Raw genomic sequence first — 20,941 nt, 5'->3', positions numbered from 1 at the left:
ATCAGCATATACAATTAGAATTTTGGGATATATAAAGTGAAAGCAATATGTGTAACTTTATTAAATAAAAACAAGGTTATTTTATCATATATTATAAACTAAAAAATTCTAATTATGTATTACAGTCATGGGAATTACGAAGCATTTGCCCGCCCGAAAAAACCGGCAAATATTGAACAGAAATCTGCCGTTCTTATCGGTTCGGGATTAGCTTCATTGGCTGCTGCAGCTTTTTTGATACGCGATGCGCAAATGGAAGGAAACAAAATCCGTATTCTGGAAGAATTAGCTTTACCCGGTGGCAGTATGGACGGCATCTGGAATGAGCAGAAAGGCTACATCATACGAGGCGGACGGGAAATGGAAACACATTTCGAAACCCTTTGGGATTTGTTCCGCTCGATACCCTCATTAGAAACGGAAGGCGTTTCCGTACTGGACGAATATTATTGGCTCAATAAAGAAGACCCTAGCTTTTCCCACGCCCGTGTTATCGAAAACCGTGGAGAAAGACTGCCCACGGATGGTAAGCTTACCCTGTCCCAGAAAGCCATCCACGAACTTATAGCGCTGGTTCTTCTTCCTGAAGAAAAACTACAGGATGTACAGATAGACCAGGTATTTACAGAAGAATTTTTCCAATCCAACTTTTGGACATACTGGGCTACGATGTTCGCATTCGAACCTTGGGCAAGTGCGATGGAAATGCGCCGATATGTTCTTCGTTTCATCCATCACGTTGGCAGCGTAGCAGATATGTCCTCATTACGCTTCACGAAATACAACCAATATGAATCACTGATTCGTCCGTTGGTAAGCTACCTTGAGTCCCACGGTGTTACCTTCCAGTATGATAGCCAGGTTCAGAACATACTTGTAGAAAATGAAAACGGCAAAAAAGTAGCGAAGAAAATCGAATATATTAAGGATGGCAATGCAGAAAGCATCAGCCTGACCGAAAACGACCTGGTGTTTGTTACCAACGGCTCCATTACCGAAAGCAGTACATACGGTGACAATCATAACCCTGCTCCTGTTGCTGACGGCATTGGCGGAAGTTGGCAACTTTGGCAGAATCTGGCAGACCAGGATGATGCCTTTGGAAAACCCGAAAAGTTCTACAAAAACATTCCCGAAGCCAACTGGGTAATCTCCGGAAGCATTACCTTCTTCGACGAAAAAGTGATTCCGTATATAGAAAAAATAACAAAAAAAGACCCAAGAAGCGGTTCTATAGTGACTAGCGGACCTGTCACAATAAACGATTCTAACTGGTGGTATGGCTTTTCCATCAGCAGACAGCCCCACTTCAAGGCTCAGAAAAAAAATGAAGTAATTGTTTGGGTTTATGGGTTGTATTCTCATAAACCAGGAAATTATATCCAAAAGAAAATTACGGAAGCCACGGGGATAGAGCTTTGCAAAGAATTTTTATACCATATTGGTGTTCCTGAAAATGAAATTGCAGAAATTGCACAAGCTGCCAACAGCATCCCTTGCCGTATGCCTTATATCACATCTTACTTTATGCCTCGTGCATTGGGAGACCGCCCATTGGTGGTTCCGGAGGGTTCTGTGAACCTTGCTTTTATCGGTAATTTTGCCGAAACTGGAAAAGACACCGTATTCACGACCGAATATTCCGTGCGTACAGCAATGGAGGCAGTTTACACCCTTTTGGATGTAGACAGAGGTGTCCCGGAAGTTTTTGCTTCTTCATATGACATCAGGGTACTGCTGAAATCCATCTATCACCTTAATGACAATAAAAACCTAAATGAAATTGAATTTCCTTGGTTGATTTCAATCCTTGAAAAATATGGTGTCAAGAAAATAGAAGGTACTTATGTTGAAGAGATTTTAAAAGAAGCCAAGTTGTTATAAAAGATTTTTTTAATTTAATTATTTATACAATTATAAAAAGAGGCTGTTACAAAGCAACAGCCTCTTTTTATTTTGAAAATGAATCTACATATACTTTTCTAATTCCCCTCTGTTGAAATCCATTTCTCATCTTTAAAATAAAAGGGAAATTTCCTAGAAATAGCAGTATCACATAAATTTCCAGGATATTAGCATTTGATTTTCGATTTTCTTATTTATAATATTTTACAATTTATAAAACTCCGGACTGAATGCTTCCTCCAAATTCTTTGGTTCTTTACGTTTTTTGTGGTTTAGTTCGTGTCTTGAGGTTGAAGATGTTACATACGCTGACTGCCGTGAACGCTGTAAATTCCCGATCGGTGAATTCTCTTCGATGGTTCTAAACGGTGTAAAAGACAGATTTTCCATAATTTCAAAATTACCATCCTCAGGAACCGTTTGTTTTGGTATTGTGATTTTTGCCACCGTACGGAATGGTGATAATTCCTGCGACCATTCTTTTGTAAGGTCATTCACAGGCATTTCTTTCAGGTCTTTGCAAAGTTGTATTTGCAACTCAAATGTAAGTTCTTTTTGAGCTATTTCTTTGATAATTCCTTTTCTGTACGGCCATTCTGCGCTGTCTAGATCAATATCTTTTTCCGTGATGGCGTTCTTGGTCTGCTCAGTTGGGATCACTCTTACTTTGGCGATATAATCACCGTGGCGTACCGCTCCCATACTGTAAAATTCGTAAAGAAAACTGTTGATGGAAGGGATTTTTTCAAAAGTTTTAAGAGCGCCCAATTCCTTCAAAGCCTCAAAATTTGGAAATGCTTTTTTATTTTCGGTGACCCAAAGTGTGGCAAATTCCAATTTTCCCAAGGCTCCCTTTTCAAAGAAATCATTTAGCTTTAAAAAAAGCTTTGAAATGAAAACATAATGTTCTGCCGAGTTACAGAAAAACACGGGATTATTAATCAGGTTAAAATCAACATTGGGAGAATCTTCCTCTCCGGGAGATAATTTTTTGCCATCTATCCCAAAAATCTTTAAAGCAAATCCTTGTGCATTACCGCTTAGTTTATCGGGCAAAACTCTGGACGAACCATTGGAAAAGCGAACTGCTGCCTGGTGTGTTCCGGGTTTCGCATAAATGCCCTGCGCCAGTTCTTTGGGCAGATTATCCAAAATTTCAACCTCTGCTTTCAGCACTGCATAGCCATTGGCGTGCGCATCTCTTGTATGATGGGTCGCCCTGCTTAGGTTTGGCGTATTTTTGATGTATTCGCGGATATCGTTATTAATGGTGGTAATATACTCATCGAAATTTTCTGGAATTTCTTCCACTTCGTAACTGTACTTGATGTATTCTTCCATAGTGCTTTTTTTTATTTTAATTCGCTAATCCATTTTAGAGCAGAAATGCTTGGGATAAAACAATATTCGCCGCCTTTCACGATGTTGTAGGTCTGCAAACCACGGTATCTTTTGATGAGGGGTTCTCCCGGTGCAGAAAACAGTGCGTCTTCGTCCTGTACACCGATCATAGGATCTTTTTCTGTTCCCAGATTTTGGGCGTTACCATCGTTTGCCCATTGTTTTTGAAGAAATTCCAGTGTTCCCATTGCATCAGCACTAATGCCAATAAAGTACTGTCCACGTTCCTTACCGTCATTTTTGGTTACCTCCGGCGGAACAATGTCGCCAAAAGTTACACTTTTTCTGATAATCCTGTGCAAACGTTCATCCTCCAAAACAAAAGATTTGGAATCTCTTGGGTTCATCCTGCGGATATGCGAACTGAACGGACACTTTTTACCGTACTCATCATTCTTGAAAGAAAAATCATTGTTTTTTTGCATATCATCTCCTAGCGATTTATCATCCTTTTCGGGAGCTAAAACCAAAGGTGCACCACTTCGCCAGCGACCTACCATTTTAGCAGCCAAGAGCTCTTCCTCTTCCGGCGAAGAAGAATTTTCTTTAACGAACTGATTAAATTCCGCCACTTGGCTCTGGTACTTTCTGAAAACCATAAAAGAACCGTTCTTCCCTAAAACTTCAGGCTGTGGAAACGGCTTTATGGTGCCGGCTTCTCCAGGATAGCCCAGTATAAATTCGCCTGCTTTAAGCGGGCGGTCAAATCCAGCCGGAACTTCTATCCCACTGCCTTCAATTTCCGGGTTGCTAATACCGTCTCTGAATCCGAACACATTTTTAACCTCTTCAGATACGCTGAAATTGTGACTCAAGATTACTTCTATGCCTCTATTATCAGCCAATTTAGACCGAAATTCCTCCAGCTTGCTTTTCCACGCCTCTTCATTGTTGGCGATAATCGCCGCAGCGATGTGAATATGCGACCTTTTAAAAACCCTTTCCCAGTTTTTGGGGTCATTGACACCAATGTCATATAGAAAACGGGAGCGGTCTGCCATTCCTTCCTTGAAGGATTCGGGGAAAGTCTCAAGCGACTCTTTAGGCACGCCGATTTTTTCCAGACCTTTATAAGTGAACGTCAACGTAACCGATGCCCCTTCATTCTTATGCCAGTCTTCCGCAGAACTCACAATCGGCAAGAGTTTTTGGAGCATTTGTCTGGCTGCCACAGCATCTTTGATTTCAATGATTGCCACCGTTCCGAAATACGGAATAGGGCGGCTTCTGAGAATTAAGGCCTGTATTTCGTTCAGCTCAATTTCTACTTTATTGGGATTGAATATCCGCTTTAAAAATTCCAATGCCATACTTAGATTTTATTTGCTTCGTCAATCGCCCTATTAAGTCCGGTAATGATTTTATCATTTCTCCTCACATCATTTACAGTAAGATGCGGAACACCAACATACCAGCCGGTCGCGGTAATCTGATGGTCTAGAATGAACTGTTTTACACTCGGGTCTTTTATGCCCGGCCAGCCTTCCACATTACCGAAAATGATGTCCATCAGCTGCGGAATTTTTGTGGCGAAATCATCAATATAAGCATCCCAGTCGCCATCATAAGCCGTGCAGAAAAGAATCTTGGTATCGTTATCAAATAAAACGATACGCAGGTCGTGCAGTGTTCCTACTTTGGTTGCCCCTTTCAGGTTTCCGCCTGCAATTTCCATTATGGTCCTGAGGTTTTCTGCACCTCCCGGTTTAAGGTCTGCCATCGCCGTTAACTCAGATACACGCCCAGAGCGTAACCCTTTTTTGCCGGCAGATGTAGTGGAATGGTCGTAACCATCATCAATACCTTCACTGAAATTCGCCTTTGCCAATTCGGCAGTCAATTTGATTTTGTCTATGAAACCCATAATTCAGATTTTTGATTAATTATTCACATTGTTTTTTGAGATAAAAACAATAATTTTCAAGAGTGTACTACAAATGTAAAGCCACAGGCAGCCTTAAAAATATACCAAAATTCGTATATTATGTACTAAAACTCCCTAATCCCACCTATTTGCTTTAAAAGCTTCAATTGATAAAAGGAAATATCTTATCTTTAATCTTGTTGTAATTTTGAGAGAATAAAACCTATTTAACTATAAAAAATCAATCTTTATAATTGAGATTTATCAATATTATTTATACTGTTGATTATTTCTTCAATATCAGAGTTATTTACACTAAAAATTGTATCAAATATGTGTTTTACTGAACTTAAACCTTTAGTTAAATTAGCAGTTAATTCAAGCTCTTTAAAACTTGTTATCAATGAGTTAATTTTATAAGTTAATTCTTTTTCTGTAAATACTATGTTATTTTCTAAAGAATGAGAATCAAAATTTCTTTTGATTATTCTTAAGTTTATAATTGAAGGTGAAAATAAAAATTTGCTTAAAGAACGTATAAGTCCAAAAGAGGAAGTATTCATATTTTTATGAGGTAAAGACCCAAGACCAACCACGTGATACTTTTGACGAAGTGACTTACTTATGAAATAAGCATCTCTCCAACTCGTTGTTAATATAGCAATATCGGATAATTCAGCTTTACCATCACTTATAAGCTTGGCTATGGTATTAGCTATGTAATCATTATTATTGTCATATTTGGTTTCACAAATTACTATATCAAAATTAAAGTCTTTGTACTTTGAATCATTCTGTAATTCAATATGATCTTTAAAAAGAATTGAGTATCCTTTAACTATATTTGTAGTAGAACGATATGTTGTATCTAAATTTTCTATTTCTGCTTGAAAATCATATGATGCTCTACTGAATGCATTATCAATAGCTCCAGCAAAGGCATATATTTTTTGTTTTTCATCTCCAACCATAAAAAATGTACAATCTTCAGATTCATTTCGAATAGCCTTTAAAATTTCGTATTGAAATATATTTGTATCCTGAAACTCATCAATCGATATTTCGTAAAATTTATTTGCTATAGATTGTGCAACAAAATCATTTTCAGAAACAATCTTATATGATTTGAATAAAATTTCATTGAAATCTATTGCCTTTTTATCTCTTAAGAAATTGAAATATAATTCAGAAATATATATCCACGATTCAATGTTATCAGTATTTGAACAATCTAAATCACCATTTAAAAGTCTTTTTATTTTACTTAGTTCATCAAGTGGATTATCTCCTAACTCAATATCGGAGTTTATTTCTATAAATTCTTTCAGCTCATCATATGAAATTATTCTTGGCTTATGCCATTTGTAAATCAAAGAAAAGGGTCTTAATATAAATTCAAGGCAAAATCTATGAATTGTACCAATAAATATATCTTTATCATCGGTATTTAATCTACTAGCAATTTCATCTGCGGCAGCATTTGTATAAGTTATAAGAGCTAAAGACTTATGTTTAGGAATAGACTCAAGTTTTTTTTGTGCTCTAGCAATTAGAGTTTTTGTTTTACCTGTTCCTGGAGAGGCGCTTACTATTGTATTTCCAGAGATTTCAAATGCTGCTTTCTTCTGCCTACTATTTAGCATTTATAGAAATTTTTTTACAATTTGCAATGTGTGTAATAGCATTTTTAATATAGCCTGGCACAATGAATTCCCCATAAATTAGCGCCCCTCCCTCAATTAAAATACTTAGTTCTTGAGCAAACCTTCCCTTTTTTATAGTATTGTCAATTCTTTTAATTAACTCAGACTCCCAAAGTTCAGGATTTTCCGTTGTTTTTTCAATTAAATTATCATAAGATTTTGAATGTCCTAAGTTTTTAAAGCATTCTTTTAAATATTCTGTATTGATATCAGATGAAGGAAATAAATCAATTTCTAATGTTTTTTTTAACCATACGGATGATCTTCTACCATCATCGCAAGTCTTTTGATATTCGGATCCAGTGAAGGCCCTTTCGGTACCGCCCAGCTTTTCAGGACGCCATCCATTTCCAGACGAAAATCATAATGCAAATGTGAAGCATCGTGTTTCTGAACGACAAATCTCAATTCTTTTCCTGACGGAACACCGCCGAAGGGTTCAGGTGTTTTGTCTTCTGATCTTTTTTTATGATATTTTGATAAGCTCATATTAATTTCTTTAACAAAAAAAATCTCCCTGACAATGCCAGAAAGATCAGATCATTAAAAAGCTTTCTGCTGTTTGCTGTTTGCTTTTTAAATTATTATTTATGCTTATCTTTTAAATAAGCTTCAAGTGTCTTGCGGTCATTAGACCCCGTTGCCCGGATTGCTCCGGTTACTGCCTGTGAGCTTACGCCCAGTTTATCTTTGAAATATTGAATTTCATAATTTTCAGAACCACTGACCTGGCTGCGGTCACGCTGGTCTTTTTTTGATTTATTGTCTGCCATAATGTGATTTTGATGAAAAGAAACAAATAAAATGCCAGTGTAATGACATCAATAGCCACAAAGCGAAGATTACATGTTGATTGTAGAATAAAAGTTTCAAAAGAAGAACAATATTCATTTACAGAGCCTTATCCACAGGAACACGAAATTGGCTGCCTAGAAATAAGTTTTTGTACAAAAGTCACATCACATAATTCCATATTCTCAGTGATTTTCAAATAATTAATAAAAATAAGAATCCTTCAGTCAACCCAAATAACCTAACAACTTATTGCAATTTTCTTTTTATCAATAAATTTCTGTTTCAATTCCATCATATCCTCACTGACTTTTTCATCAAGTATTTTGGCATAATGCTGTGTTGTCTTAATACTCTTATGACCTAGCATTTTACTCACACTTTCAATTGAAACCCCGTTAGATAAAGTGATCGTTGTTGCAAAAGTATGGCGTGCAATATGATAGGTCAATTCTTTGTTAATTCCGCACAGGTCAGCAATCTCTTTAAGATATGCATTCATTTTTTGATTACTAAGAATAGGAAGCAACTTTCCAGTATTAAGACATACAGGGTGATTTCTATACTTTTCAATAATTTTCTCTGTTTGAGAAAGCAAGGGAATATTAGAAGTAGTTTTAGTTTTCTGACGTTTGGTATAGATCCATTGAGAACCATCAAGTCCTAAATTGATATTTTGGTATGTTAGTTTTTGAGTATCAATATACGCCAATCCGGTGAAACAGCTGAACAGAAAAATATCTCTTACCAAAGACAATCTCTCATTTTTAAAATCTTTGTCAAAAAGCAGTTCTACTTCCTTTTCATTAAGGAACATTCTTGTCACTTCATTGAACTTAGAATGATAGTTCATAAAAGGGTCTCGCTCCATCCATCCATTTGCAAGACAGATACGAATGATCTTACCAAAATTCTTGATATACTTTACTGCAGAATTATTGTTACAGGATCTTTCGGTTCTTAAAAAAAATTCAAAATCGTTCAGAAAGGCGTAATCAATCTTTTTAATTTCAACGTCGGCAACACTGTATTTCCATTTCAAGAAATCTTTGGTATGCTTTAGACAGGTCTTATAACGGGTTAATGTTCCTTGGGCAAATTCTTTTCCAATCAGTTTTTCCATTCGATCATTGTGATCCTGAAAAACAGGAATGAGTGTTCTGGTCAGTTCACCTCTACCTACTACCTTATTTTTAAGAGCCTCAGAAGATACTGTTTCCTTATCTCTGATTAGTTCATGATAGGAATCATAAACTTTCTGCTCAAATGTTTTCAGATAAAAATTAAGTGATCTGCATTCTTCTGAAGAGCCGCTAACCTTCTGGATTGCAGAGTTCCATTTTGAAGGCTTTACTGTACGTTTTGTACTGACCTCGGATATTTTCCCATCAATTGTAATTCGTAAATATATAGGAGACTCTCCTACAGAATTGATTTTAGCTTTTTTCACATAGAAAAGTAAATTGAATGTCTTGTTCATTTCGTTTAGCTTTTGAGATTTAAAATTAATCTTAGCAAAAACTTATCACAAGATATTCAATTGCTGAACTAGCGACTGAAAAGGGTTTCTCTGAATTTTCAGTGACCTTTTTACACCTGCTTTAACAGGTCACTGAATAGGTCACTTTCAGATTGTGCTTTTTTAGTTCTCTTTGAACAGACATAAAACAAAAAAAAGCTTTAAAACATACGTTTTAAAGCTTTTTGTACTACATTGATATTGTAGTTGCGATCCGGACGGGACTCGAACCCGCGACCTCCGCCGTGACAGGGCGGCATTCTAACCAGCTGAACTACCGGATCTTTTGCCATAACCAGGATTATCACCCTCTGTTATTGTGGTTGCAAAAATACAACAATATTTTATATTTGCAAATTTTAAATAAAAAAAACGCCTTCCACAAGGGAAAACGTTCATTTTCAAGTATATTAATTTCTTACAAGAAGGCATTCAGCTTTTCAGCGATTACTTCTTTTGGTGCTACACCTACAATTTTATCTACAACTTCTCCGTTTTTAAAAATTAAAACTGTAGGAATATTTCTGATTCCATAATCTACAGATATCTGTTGATTGTTATCTACATCTACTTTACCTACCAAAGCTTTGCCTTCAAAATCTGCTGCAACCTCTTCGATGATTGGTCCTAACATTCTGCAAGGTCCACACCAAGTTGCCCAAAAATCTACCAATACTGGTTTATCTGAATTTAAAACTGTTTCTTGAAAGGATTGATCTGTAATTTCTACTGCCATGATTTCTTATTCTTAATTGTTTTTATTAAACAAATTTACAACTTTTATATTGTAATTAATCTGTTGATTATCTATGTAAACTATCAATTTTTTCTATAACGAATTGTTTCCCTATCTCTTCCAAAGCATTCACAAATGCATCAATATCAGACTTTTTGGTGAAATGACTGAATGATACTCGAACTGGCGTACAATTATCCAAATCATCTTCTGACAATACGGACATCAAAACCATAGAAGGCTTTGAAGCTCCAGAACTGCAAGCACTTCCTTGAGAAATGGCAATTCCTTTCATATCCAACTGTAATCCGATTAATGGGTTTTTATAAGGAAGCAAAAGATTCAGAACTGTGTATAGACTGCTGTCTTCTGCACTTCTTCCATTAAATTTAATTCCTGATATTTTTTCTTTCAATTGCTGAATTGCGTAATGCTTGATATCAAGAATATGATTTTTATAATCTTCCAATTTTGCCTGAGAAATTTCCCAAGCTTTTCCTAAACCTGCAATTCCGGTAACATTTTCTGTTCCAGCTCTTAAGCTTCTTTCTTGCGGCCCACCTGTGATAATTCCTTTCAAACCAGATGATTTTCTTACGAAAGCAAATCCAGCTCCTTTTGGTCCGTGAAATTTATGAGCACTACAAGATGCAAAATCTAATGGAATTTTAGAAAAATCCAAATCCAAATGCGCCATTGTCTGAACTGTGTCAGAATGGAACAATGTATTATTTTCTTTGCAAAGATGAGCCACTTTTTCGATATCAAGGATATTCCCAATTTCGTTGTTGGCATGCATCAATGTTACAAGAGTTTTTTTGTCTGATGATTTTAGAACTTCTTCTAATTTATTCAAATCGAAATCTCCGTTGGAATCTGGTCTTAAATAAACCAATTCCACACCTTTCAATTTTTTCATTTCAAGACATGTTTCAGCCACACATTTGTGTTCTAGAGCAGAAGTAATGATTCTTTCTACGCCGAGGTAATTCACAGCAGATTTGATAATCATATTATTGGATTCGGTTCCACAAGATGTGAAAACTATTTCTCCTGGAGTAACTTTCAAAGAGTCTGCAATCTTTCGCCTAACTTCTTCCAAAATGGTTTTGGCTTCCTGTCCCAAACTGTGTGTTGATGACGGATTGCCATAATTGAATTTTAAAACATTCACCATACAGTCTATCACCTCATCGTCTAGAGGCGTAGTTGCTGCGTTATCCAGATAAATTCTTTCCATTTTTAAATTAGATTTGAAGCCGAAAATTGTTCGAAAAATTAAGCTACAAAATTAGTGAAAAAATCGATAATGAGACTCATTTGCAAATTTGAACATTGCTTTGTCTCCGGAAGTATCTCCAAATGCAATTGTTTTATCGAATTTCTTATCTCCAATTTCAAGTTTAATTCGATTGACTTTTTCTTCTTTATTACAGTTTTTCCCAACGAATTTCCCTGTAAAAATATCATCTTTGAACTCCGCCTGCGTAGAAAGCAATTTCATATTGAATTTCTCAGCAAATGGCTTTACCCAAATATCCAGAGATGCTGAAACAATATAGGATTCGGTATGAGTTCTATCAATATTATTAATGAAATCCAAAGCGTTTTCTCTGAAAAGACTTGGATAGTTTTCCTCAAAGAATTGTTGTGCTTTTTTTTCGATTTGATGTCTTGATTTGCCTTTCAGAATGGATGCAATCAAACTTTTCTTGACAGATTCTGCGTCTGCCAACTTTAATTTTAATAAAACAAAAAGTGGAACGTGTTTCAAGAACTGGACGGAATATTTTGCAGGGTCATAAAACTTCAAAAACATAAACATTGTGTCTTTGTAAGTTAAAGTCCCATCGAAGTCAAATAGATATAATTTTTTCATCATTTTAAGTATTAGGAATTGGTTTTAGGCTATAAGTTAGGAAATAATTTCTTAAATCACCCAAATCCTATTACCTTAAACCTAAATTAAAGCTTCAATTTTTTAAAAATAAACTCAGGAATATTTCTGATTATCATCATAATGATTGCCCAAATTGGTAAAACGTACGCAACGTCTTTTTTATTTTTATAAGCTTTATAAATTCCTTCCGCCGCTTTTTTCGGAGTTGCTGTCAACGCAGGATTCAGAGGTAAACCTTCTGTCATTTTGGTGTCCATAAAACCAGGTTTCACAGTCAAAACCTGAACTTTTTTATCGAATAAGTAATTTCTAAGCCCGCTTAAATAAGCTGTTAAGCCCGCTTTCGCACTTCCATAGATAAAATTACTTTGTCTTCCTCTTTCGCCAGCAACCGATGATAAAACAATCATAGTCCCAGCTCTTTTGGATTCCATTTTTTTGGCGAAGAAATTAAGAACAGGAACTAACTTTGCGTAATTAACATCAATAATTTGGGCTGTATTTTCATCGTCATAAAGACCTTCTTCTGTTCCTAAACCTAGATACCCTGAAGCACAAAACAATAAATCGGAGTTGATATTTTCCAAAGTTTTATAGTCAATTTCATTCATCAAATCCAGAGAAATAATTTCAGAATGCTGGAGGAATTTCACATTGATGTGACCTGCAAATTTCTCTGTCGTTTCTGGATTGGAACTTAATAAATAAATTACAGGGAATTTTTCTCCTTTTGCAAGACATTCTTCTACAAATGCTTGAGCAACTTCGGAATTGGAACCTAATACTATCATTTTATTGAACGCAAGTTGCGCTAAGTTTTAGTTTTTATAAGTAATTTTTTTGAACACAAAGCGCATAATGACTTTAATTTACTCTTTATAATGTTCACAAAGGCGCTAACGCTTACAAAAGTTTATAATCTGTAAACACAGAATGTATAAATTGCGTTTATTTTCCTCCGCTCAATATTCTTTTGTGTTGAAGTGATACAAACTTTGAAGAATCAACGTTTTGAAGATAATTTGTAAGAGAAGACTTACTCATACTATCTTTCGTTAAATAAATTCTGCCTCCGAAATTTTCAACGATTGTATCCAATTGGTCAACCAGTTTTTTCAATCCTTTGTTGACTTTAAAATCTAATGCCAAAGTGTAACCTTCTTTTGGAAATGAATTATAAGCCAATGGATTATCTTTTCCAAATAATTTTAAAACCGCTAAAAAAGAACCGTTTCCGCTTTTTGCAATAGCTTCCAAGATTTGTTTCATTCCTTCTTTCCCGTTTTCTTTTGGTATTACCATTTGGTATTGGATAAATCCTCTTTTACCGTAGATTTTGTTCCAATCTTTCACAAAATCCAAAGGATAGAAAAAAGTTTCGTAATCTATGAAATTATTAATTTGTTTCTTTGTCTGCTTATTATAATAAAGGAAATTGAAAATCTTAATTGATAAAGCATTCAAGACAAATCCTGGAAAATAAAAAGGAATTGTCGGCTTGAATCTTTCTTTAAGTTTTAAAGATTTTTTCTGAAGATTGGATTGCAGCTCGGCTTTCAAAGCGTGTTCGCCTCTCATCAAGATAGAACGTCCCAGATTTTTTCCTTTTTGAAAACAGTCAATCCAAGCCACATTGTACGTCCAATCTTCACTTTCATCAAACAGTTTGAAAATCTCATCCAGGTTTTCAGCTTTGATGCTTTCTTGTCTAATGTAAGCTGATTCTATATTTTTCAGTTTGAATTTAGCTGACAAAATAATTCCTGTCAAACCCATTCCGCCAATTGTAGCCCAGAATTTATCTGAGTTTTCTTCGCGGGAACAAGTAATCACTTCTGAGTTTTCATTCAACAATTTGAACTCCGTTACATATTCTGAAAAGCAACCTTCTGCGTGGTGATTTTTTCCGTGAACATCGGAAGCAATGGCGCCTCCAACAGAAACAAACTTAGTTCCTGGCGTAACATACAGAAAATAACCTTGCGGCACAGCCACTTCCAAAACCTCTGACAGCAGAACACCGGATTCGCATTCGATAATTCCGTTGAGTCTGTCAAAAGAGATGAATTTATTAAGTCTTTTCGTAGAAAAGATATGTTCACCAAGAGAAGCATCTCCGTAACAACGTCCGTTACCTCTTGCGATAACTTCGTTGTTATCTGTTACAAATTGTTTGATCTTAGAAACAGAATCATCCGATTTCATTTCTTTTTCTACAATGGGAAAATTACCCCAATTGGTTACTTTTTGCACAAAATTCGGTTTCATCTTTGGGTTTTTAATTATTCAAAATTGAATGTGTTCTTCAACTTCTAATATTTTGATTTTAATTCTTAAAATAGATTTGTAAAAGAAACACGATTACCCAAAGGATAATTGTGACTTGTATATATCGATCTTTGTAGACAATTTTGGTGGGCGATTCAGTTTTATTATAAACTAAAGTTTGTTGCAAATATCTTAGAAATGCAAATACTACAAAAATCACGGTATAGAAAACTCTTGGATGAAATCTCGCCTGAACTTCTGGAGACAAAGTAAACATCAGATAACAAATAATTGCCAAAGTACAACTGATTGACAAAGCAATATCTGCAAACTGAACATTATATCCGTCCAAAGCTTTTCTTGTTTTTCCAGAAATCTGCGCATTGATTAATTCTCCTCTTCTCTTTCCGATTGCTAAGACTAAAGCCAAAACAAAAGTTAATAAAATCGCCCAATTAGTAACAACAACTCCGGTAACATAACCACCAGCAAGGACTCTCAGAACAAAACCAATGGCAATAATACAGATATCAACAATGGCAACTTGTTTTAGCTTGAAAGTATAGAAAAGATTCATTACAAAGTAAAATGCGATAATCACTCCGAATTTCCAAAAATTGGTATGGAAAATATAATTCCCAATAAAAACTGATGATATGGATAAAAGAATCAAAAAAGCAAACAAAATCTTCGCACTTGTTTTTGAAACTGCTCCACTTGCTAACGGACGAAGTTTCTTTTCCGGATGTTTTTTATCCGATTCTATATCAAAATAATCATTAATGATATAAATAGAACTTGCAGTGAATGAGAAAACTAAAAAAGCAAAAATACTCTCGTAAAATAAATACGAGTTTGTAATCTTTCCTGAAAAAAACAATGGAGCAAACACGAATAAGTTCTTAACCCACTGCTCTACTCTTATTAATTTTAAATAGTTTTTCATCAATTGTTCTATAATATACAAAAATAGCATTAAAATAAAAAAACCGCAAATTGCGGTTTTTATTTATTGGTAAATTAATGAATATTAATTTGTTTTTGCATCATTAATCATTTTTTCATTTGCTGTAATTGCAAACTCAACACGTCTGTTTTGTGCTCTTCCGGCATCGGTATCATTGCTTGCAACAGGACTGGATTTCCCTAAACCTTCTGTAAACAATCTAGAAGCAGAAACCCCATTGGCTACGAAATAACTTTTTACAGCTGCAGCTCTTTGCCCTGAGATTCTTAAGTTAACAGCATCGCTACCAATACTATCTGTATGTCCATAAATATTGATATTTGTATCTGGATTATTCTTAAGAACCGTTACCAATTTATCAAGGTTAGACTTAGCTAAAGTTGTCAAATTAGATGAATTAAAGTCAAAGTTAACAGTATTCTCATGAAGTGTAATTTTGATACCTTCTCCTACTCTTTCTACTTCTGCACCAGGTAAAACTTCTTTTATTTCTTTGGCCTGTTTGTCCATTTTGTTACCGATAACTCCACCAGCAACTCCACCTACAACTCCACCTAATACAGCTCCAAGGGGTGCATTACCGCCTTTCCCAAGGTTATTTCCTAGGACTCCACCAAGAACAGCACCAGCAGCAGTACCAATTGCAGCACCTTTTTGTGTATTATTAGCATTTTGAACAGCTTCGCAACTTGTTAATAAAAGAGAAGCTGAGATAAAAAATGCAGCTATATTTAATTTAGTGATTTTCATTGTATGTATTTTTAATTATTTACCAGTTCTTACAAAATTATATCTTACGTCCATTGGTGAACCATCAGCATTAACGGATTGAACCAATGTAAAGCTATTTTCAGTTGGATTCTCAAGTCTTAGCATATATCCAGCAGAAATGTGTTTTGCTTTTTCTCCTTCACCTACTTTTTTGATAGACACATTACTGAACTTATCTACACTAAAAGTAATTGCTTGAGTTTTAGCAGGACAATCTCCTCCTCCATTCAATGTGTAAGTTCCGGTATAATTGTTTGGAATCAATTTCCAAGTACTACCAACGAAACAATTGATATCTGCCCCTTCATCAAAAGGTTTTATTTTGAAAGATTTGTTATAATCTACGTCAGAGATTGACCATTCACCTTTCAATTTCATAACTTCAGCACGTACTGTCTGAGCTTCACCTGCACTAACTCCAGTTTTCTTTGAAGCACATGATGTAGAAATCAAAGCAGCTCCAATAAATCCTAAAAAAATTAATTTTCTCATAGTTTTATATTTACTACTAAGTTATTACAAAAAACTATGCCAAAGGATAAAAAATAAAAAATCTGAGTGAGTCTCAGATTTTTTATTTTCATGTAACAGCCTATGAATTAAAGCTTAGACTTATCAATCGCTTTATGCGTTTTTGGTTTTTTTATAGATTTTTTAACAGAATTCGAAGAGGAATTGGCTCTGTAAAAATTAGCATAAGCATATTCTGCAGCTTTTGCAACATCTATCACACCATTGGATCTTGACAATTTATCAAAGCCATTAGCTGAACTTACATTTGTAGTTTTAACAAGAGATTCGATGATTTGTTCTGGTTTCAGATTTGGCATATAAGCTAAAAGAATAGCAGCAGAACCAGCTACAACAGGTGAAGCCATAGATGTACCTTGAAGATACTCATATTTTCCATCTGGAACTGTTGAATAGATTTCTGAACCTGGCGCAAAAACATCCACCATTTTTGCATCGTAGTTAGAAAAACTTGATTTCAAAGCATTAGCATCATTCGTATTTGAACCAACTACAATCATATTATTAATGAAAGGTTTCTCATCTGATTGAGATTTGAAATTAGTTGGGAAATACTGATGTTCTGCAATATCTTCGTTTTCATTACCTGCAGCTTTTACCAAAAGAACACCTTTGCTTTCTGCATATTTGAATGCATCCCAAACTACATTTTTACCTGGAGAAACTGGTTTTCCAAAACTCATATTAAGGATTTTCGCACCGTTATCAACTGCATAGCGAATTGCATTAGCAACATCTTTATCTCTTTCGTCTCCGTCTGGAACGGCTCTCACAGTCATAATTTTTGCTACTCTAGAAGCTACACCATATTGAGGTTCAGAACCATTTGCTAAACCAGCAATAATCCCAGCAACGTGAGTCCCGTGTTTTGCATCTGGTCCTTCGTAATGATTGTTTCCATAGCTTTTCTCAGAATAATCATCGTAATTATCTCCAACGATTTCTTTTCTTGGATCAAAATCCAGATTGAACCCTTTCTCTGCTTGAGGTGTGAAATAATCCAAAGCTTCTTTCATCTGACCTTCCATATAAGTTTTCACTTCGGAAGCAGGCTTTCCTGCAATTTGAGGATCATTAGCAACCTGAGAAAGAACCTGCATTGCCATAGCCTCTTGCTGAGTAGAAGGTTTTATAGTTGCAAGATTCTCCTTCGTCAATGTTTTATCACCTAACAATTTCACCATATCTGGAATCGAATTGTTAATCATCGTGTACATCTGAACACTTTGTTTTGCCTCTTGACTTTTTTTGTTAAAAATCTCTTTGGACTTCATATACATTGCAAAATCATCTGGCATCTTAGCTTGATTCTCTTTATTCTTAATAGAATCATCACCTTCGAAAATTGGCTGATACTTTTTCACGACTCTCGTCACTTCCATATTATCAACATCGATATCGCCGTTTTTACCTCCTAAGAAATTCCAGCCGTGAACATCATCGATATATCCGTTTCCATCATCATCTTTTCCGTTATTAGGAATCTCGTTCGGATTTGTCCACATATTTTTAATCAATCCTGGGTGGTCAACTTCCACGCCGCTATCCAAAACTCCAACAACTACAGTTTTTGGTTTCAGACCTTTGGATTCTAAAAACTTATAAGCATTTTCTGTGTTAACGCCATAAACTTTTGTAGTTGCATAATTTTTATGATACCAAGTTTTTTGATCTTTGTCTTCCTGCGGAGAAGCTGTCTGCGCGTGAATCAATCCAAATCCTGCATATAAAAAAGCTGCCGCTATCAATAATTTTTTCATAAGTATAAATCTATTGTTTTTAATTGCCTTATGCTATCGCTTATTTCACTAATCTTTAAAGACATTTTTTGCAACAAGCGATTTCATATTAAATAATTATTTTAATTAAAGAAAATCTCGTTTGTAGAGTTTCGTGGCTATTAATCGAGTTTTATATTTTTGATATAAGTCAAACTTTCTGGTCCAATGTTACAAAGCAAATCCAGAATAGATAAATCTTTTATAAATCCGTTCTTGTCCGAAAAGCTTTGGTAATATTCTTCAAACTCAGATGCTGATTCGGATTTTGCGGAGAATTTTTCTCTGTAATCCTCTGCTTCTGGCTTTTTGAAATATTCTTTGGTTAGTTCATATTTTTTTTCGGTCTTCAGAATATCAAGAATAATACCTAAAGCTTTAAGATTAAATTCTTTTAAAGAAACAATCTGTTCCGCATATATTTTCTTGAGTTTATCTTCGTAATATTCGAAATAAGGAGTGCTTTGATAAGCTGTTTTAATGGACTTCCAGTGGAGTTTCTGCCAATCTTCTGCAAAAGAAACCTCGATGTCTTTGATTTCTCGTTTTCCAGTGTGTTTGATTGGAATAATCAATGCTAATTTTCCGTTAGCGCCGTAGATTGATGCTCGGTTTCTGTAAGTCTGTTTTGGAAAGTTTTCGAATTGTTCGAAATCGACTTCGTTTTCTTCATTTAAGAATACCGAAAACCACGAAACTGGCGGTAAATAGAATATTGGTAAAAGAACTTTTTTCATATTTATTATAGGGTTTTGCATTTGCTTAAGGCATTTAATTTTAAACGCAAAGCCCGCAAAGATTTTTTAATTACTGATTGTTTTAAGGTTCGCAAAGACGTAAAACTCAACAAAGAATAAACTATCCACATCTATTAAACCAAAACACTTCGTCAAAGATAGTAATCTCTGACAAAGTGTTGAATCTTTATTTCGAAGGACAAATCCCATAGCCCCGATAGGAACGGCATCCTTTTTTGTTTTTTTGGGTTATCACTTCGTTCGGAATGATAAACGTTGTGAAAAACAAAAAAGATATAGTGGATAGCGGGATTAAGCTCCTAAATTATTTTAAATTAATCTTCTTCTTTTTTCTTTCCGAAAAGTTTGGCGAAATAATCCCAACCGAAGAACAAGACCAAAATAATCACGGCAACCCACCAATAGGACGTTTTGTTCGCTTCGCCAGTGTTGGTTGCTTTGAACATTCTGTCCCAACGGATTTTTTTGCCCGGAGCTTGGTAAGTTGAGCTAGCATCGGAGAACAATCCTTCCACGCTCATCCAAGTGAACATCGGTCTTCCCACGATATTTTCTTCCGGAACAACTCCGAAAAATCTTGCATCCAAAGACGCATCGCGGTTATCACCAATCATCATATAATAATTTTGCTTGATGGTATATTGATTGGTTTCTTGCCCGTTGACGTAGATTTTTCCGTTTTTGTTTTCAAGTTTGTTGTGCTCGTACTCAGAGATAATCCATTTGTAAGTCGGTAAAGTTTCTTGTTTAAGTGTTACAACATCACCTTTTTTCGGAATTCTAAGCGGTCCGTACCAATCCTGATTCCAAGGCTTGTTGATTGGATAAATGGACTGTGTTGTATCTACATTTTTGGTGTAAGCTGTTTTATCTGCATTCAGTTTGTATCTAACTGCGCCTTCTCCTTTTTCTTCAATCATTTCCTTCATCTCAACAACTTCAGGAAGAGCTTTGATTTCTTTTGCAGTCTGGTCTGTTAAACCTTGGAAAGCATACAAAAACCCTGTATTGGTTTGATTTTCTTGAACAGGAAGGAAACCGTAAGCTTTGTATAACTGAGGAATATTTAACTGAGAGCTAGTTGTCACCAAATAACCGTGTTGCTGATACTCGTCTCCAAGAATTTTTTCAGGCGCATTATTCACAAATAATCTTCCGGCTCTGAACTCAATAACGTCTCCAGGAATACCAACGCATCTTTTTACGTAAGGGTCTTTTCTATCGATTGCCGTATGAACAGAATCTTGTGGATAATTGAAAACTACGATATCATATCTCTCGATTTCGTCATAACCTGGAAGTCTTAGATATGGTAACTTAACTGCATCAACATAAGATTTTGGGTCATCTTTTGGATTACCTTTTTGTCCAGTATCGAAGATTGTTCCTTGTAAAAATGGTAATGCAACAGGTCTCATCGGCATTCTGTAACCGTAAGCCCATTTATTTACGAAAAGAAAATCTCCAACTAGCAAAGTTCTCTCCATTGAACCTGTTGGAATTCCAAATGGTTGTGTAATAAATGCGTGAATAATAGTTGCAAAAACCACAGCAAAAGTCACTGAACCCAAGAATGTTTCTTTCTTTTTGCTTTCTTCTTCCTCTTCTTCAGTTTCAATTTCCGGGTCTTTTCCGTAATTGACTGTTGCCATAAAAATGAAAGGCAGAACTACTGTTAAAACTCCATTTAAAGCGCCTCTCTTTCCAAATTTTTTCATCAAGAAAAGATGAAAAACCGACATCATTATTGGACCAACAATTGGTAAATATGATAAAATCGCCCACCACTTCGGATGTTTGGTTTCTTTGAGGATAATCAAATAATTATAAAACGGAATGAAAGACAGCAATGGGTTATGTCCCATTTTCTTGAATAACTTCCAAGTTGCAAGTCCCATCAAAACGCTGATGATAAGAACATAAACTGTATAAGTAATAATATAATTCATATTTTGGCTTTTGGCAAATGGCAAATAGCTTTTTGCTGATTTTTGATAATTAGTTTTTGATGTATTGTTTTTGTTACAGAAAAAATTCTATTCTCAATA

General features: G+C 35.2%; 19 protein-coding genes and 1 tRNA gene. 1 reads left to right on the top strand and 19 read right to left on the bottom strand.

The window, feature by feature from the left end; genetic code table 11:
* The first annotated feature begins 114 nt into the window (after positions 1-114).
* A complete protein-coding gene (locus RTY06_RS12165) occupies positions 115-1,884 on the top strand; it encodes an oleate hydratase (RefSeq protein WP_312825202.1) in 1,770 nt (589 codons plus the stop codon).
* A gap of 225 nt (positions 1,885-2,109) precedes the next feature.
* On the opposite strand, the gene RTY06_RS12160 is transcribed toward RTY06_RS12165, so the two are convergent.
* The 19 genes from RTY06_RS12160 to lepB all read right to left on the bottom strand — a co-directional run bounded on the left by RTY06_RS12160 (position 2,110) and on the right by lepB (position 20,842).
* A complete protein-coding gene (locus RTY06_RS12160; protein WP_068941668.1) occupies positions 2,110-3,246 on the bottom strand; it encodes a catalase family protein in 1,137 nt (378 codons plus the stop codon).
* An 11-nt stretch (positions 3,247-3,257) separates the two neighbouring features.
* Positions 3,258-4,616 carry a Dyp-type peroxidase gene (locus RTY06_RS12155; protein ID WP_312825200.1) on the bottom strand — a complete coding sequence of 453 codons (1,359 nt, stop codon included), beginning with the start codon at positions 4,614-4,616 and terminating at the stop codon, positions 3,258-3,260.
* 2 nt (positions 4,617-4,618) lie between these two features.
* A complete protein-coding gene (locus tag RTY06_RS12150) occupies positions 4,619-5,170 on the bottom strand; it encodes a hypothetical protein (RefSeq protein ID WP_028122560.1) in 552 nt (183 codons plus the stop codon).
* Between the two features lie 248 nt (positions 5,171-5,418).
* Positions 5,419-6,813: an ATP-dependent helicase gene (locus tag RTY06_RS12145; protein ID WP_312825199.1), complete on the bottom strand. Its 1,395-nt coding sequence runs from the start codon at positions 6,811-6,813 to the stop codon at positions 5,419-5,421.
* Between the two features lie 306 nt (positions 6,814-7,119).
* Positions 7,120-7,362: a DNA polymerase ligase N-terminal domain-containing protein gene (locus RTY06_RS12140; protein ID WP_034981618.1), complete on the bottom strand. Its 243-nt coding sequence runs from the start codon at positions 7,360-7,362 to the stop codon at positions 7,120-7,122.
* Between the two features lie 95 nt (positions 7,363-7,457).
* The gene (locus RTY06_RS12135; RefSeq protein WP_028123103.1) at positions 7,458-7,646 is read right to left on the bottom strand and encodes a DUF3606 domain-containing protein; all 189 of its coding nucleotides are present in this window, start codon (positions 7,644-7,646) and stop codon (positions 7,458-7,460) included.
* Between the two features lie 260 nt (positions 7,647-7,906).
* The gene (locus tag RTY06_RS12130; RefSeq protein ID WP_312825197.1) at positions 7,907-9,145 is read right to left on the bottom strand and encodes a site-specific integrase; all 1,239 of its coding nucleotides are present in this window, start codon (positions 9,143-9,145) and stop codon (positions 7,907-7,909) included.
* A 249-nt stretch (positions 9,146-9,394) separates the two neighbouring features.
* Positions 9,395-9,468: transfer RNA gene (locus RTY06_RS12125), tRNA-Asp, on the bottom strand.
* 134 nt (positions 9,469-9,602) lie between these two features.
* Entirely contained in the window at positions 9,603-9,920 is a 318-nt protein-coding gene (gene trxA / locus RTY06_RS12120; protein ID WP_312825195.1) for a thioredoxin, read from the bottom strand.
* A gap of 67 nt (positions 9,921-9,987) precedes the next feature.
* Positions 9,988-11,160: a cysteine desulfurase family protein gene (locus RTY06_RS12115; protein WP_312825193.1), complete on the bottom strand. Its 1,173-nt coding sequence runs from the start codon at positions 11,158-11,160 to the stop codon at positions 9,988-9,990.
* 51 nt (positions 11,161-11,211) lie between these two features.
* Positions 11,212-11,799 carry an HAD family hydrolase gene (locus RTY06_RS12110; RefSeq protein WP_116035180.1) on the bottom strand — a complete coding sequence of 196 codons (588 nt, stop codon included), beginning with the start codon at positions 11,797-11,799 and terminating at the stop codon, positions 11,212-11,214.
* A gap of 86 nt (positions 11,800-11,885) precedes the next feature.
* Positions 11,886-12,611 carry an SDR family NAD(P)-dependent oxidoreductase gene (locus RTY06_RS12105; RefSeq protein WP_312825191.1) on the bottom strand — a complete coding sequence of 242 codons (726 nt, stop codon included), beginning with the start codon at positions 12,609-12,611 and terminating at the stop codon, positions 11,886-11,888.
* Positions 12,612-12,768: 157 nt separating this feature from the next.
* Complete coding sequence (locus RTY06_RS12100) at positions 12,769-14,088, bottom strand: FAD-binding oxidoreductase (protein ID WP_312825190.1); 1,320 nt, start codon at positions 14,086-14,088, stop codon at positions 12,769-12,771.
* Between the two features lie 58 nt (positions 14,089-14,146).
* Positions 14,147-15,034 (bottom strand): UbiA prenyltransferase family protein, encoded by an 888-nt coding sequence (locus tag RTY06_RS12095; protein ID WP_312825189.1) that lies wholly within the window; start codon positions 15,032-15,034, stop codon positions 14,147-14,149.
* An 84-nt stretch (positions 15,035-15,118) separates the two neighbouring features.
* On the bottom strand, positions 15,119-15,805 hold the full coding sequence (locus RTY06_RS12090) for an OmpA family protein (RefSeq protein ID WP_312825188.1): 687 nt from the start codon (positions 15,803-15,805) through the stop codon (positions 15,119-15,121).
* Between the two features lie 15 nt (positions 15,806-15,820).
* On the bottom strand, positions 15,821-16,318 hold the full coding sequence (locus RTY06_RS12085; RefSeq protein WP_312825187.1) for a lipocalin family protein: 498 nt from the start codon (positions 16,316-16,318) through the stop codon (positions 15,821-15,823).
* A gap of 107 nt (positions 16,319-16,425) precedes the next feature.
* Positions 16,426-18,117, bottom strand: a complete 1,692-nt coding sequence (locus RTY06_RS12080) for a S8 family serine peptidase (protein WP_312825186.1) — start codon at positions 18,115-18,117, stop codon at positions 16,426-16,428.
* A gap of 140 nt (positions 18,118-18,257) precedes the next feature.
* Positions 18,258-18,872: a WbqC family protein gene (locus RTY06_RS12075; protein WP_312825185.1), complete on the bottom strand. Its 615-nt coding sequence runs from the start codon at positions 18,870-18,872 to the stop codon at positions 18,258-18,260.
* 335 nt (positions 18,873-19,207) lie between these two features.
* Positions 19,208-20,842 carry a signal peptidase I gene (gene lepB, locus RTY06_RS12070; protein WP_312825184.1) on the bottom strand — a complete coding sequence of 545 codons (1,635 nt, stop codon included), beginning with the start codon at positions 20,840-20,842 and terminating at the stop codon, positions 19,208-19,210.
* Positions 20,843-20,941: the final 99 nt, after the last annotated feature.

Source organism: Epilithonimonas sp. (assembly GCF_032055105.1).
Classification (GTDB): domain Bacteria; phylum Bacteroidota; class Bacteroidia; order Flavobacteriales; family Weeksellaceae; genus Epilithonimonas.
This window is presented reverse-complemented; position numbering and strand designations above follow the sequence as displayed.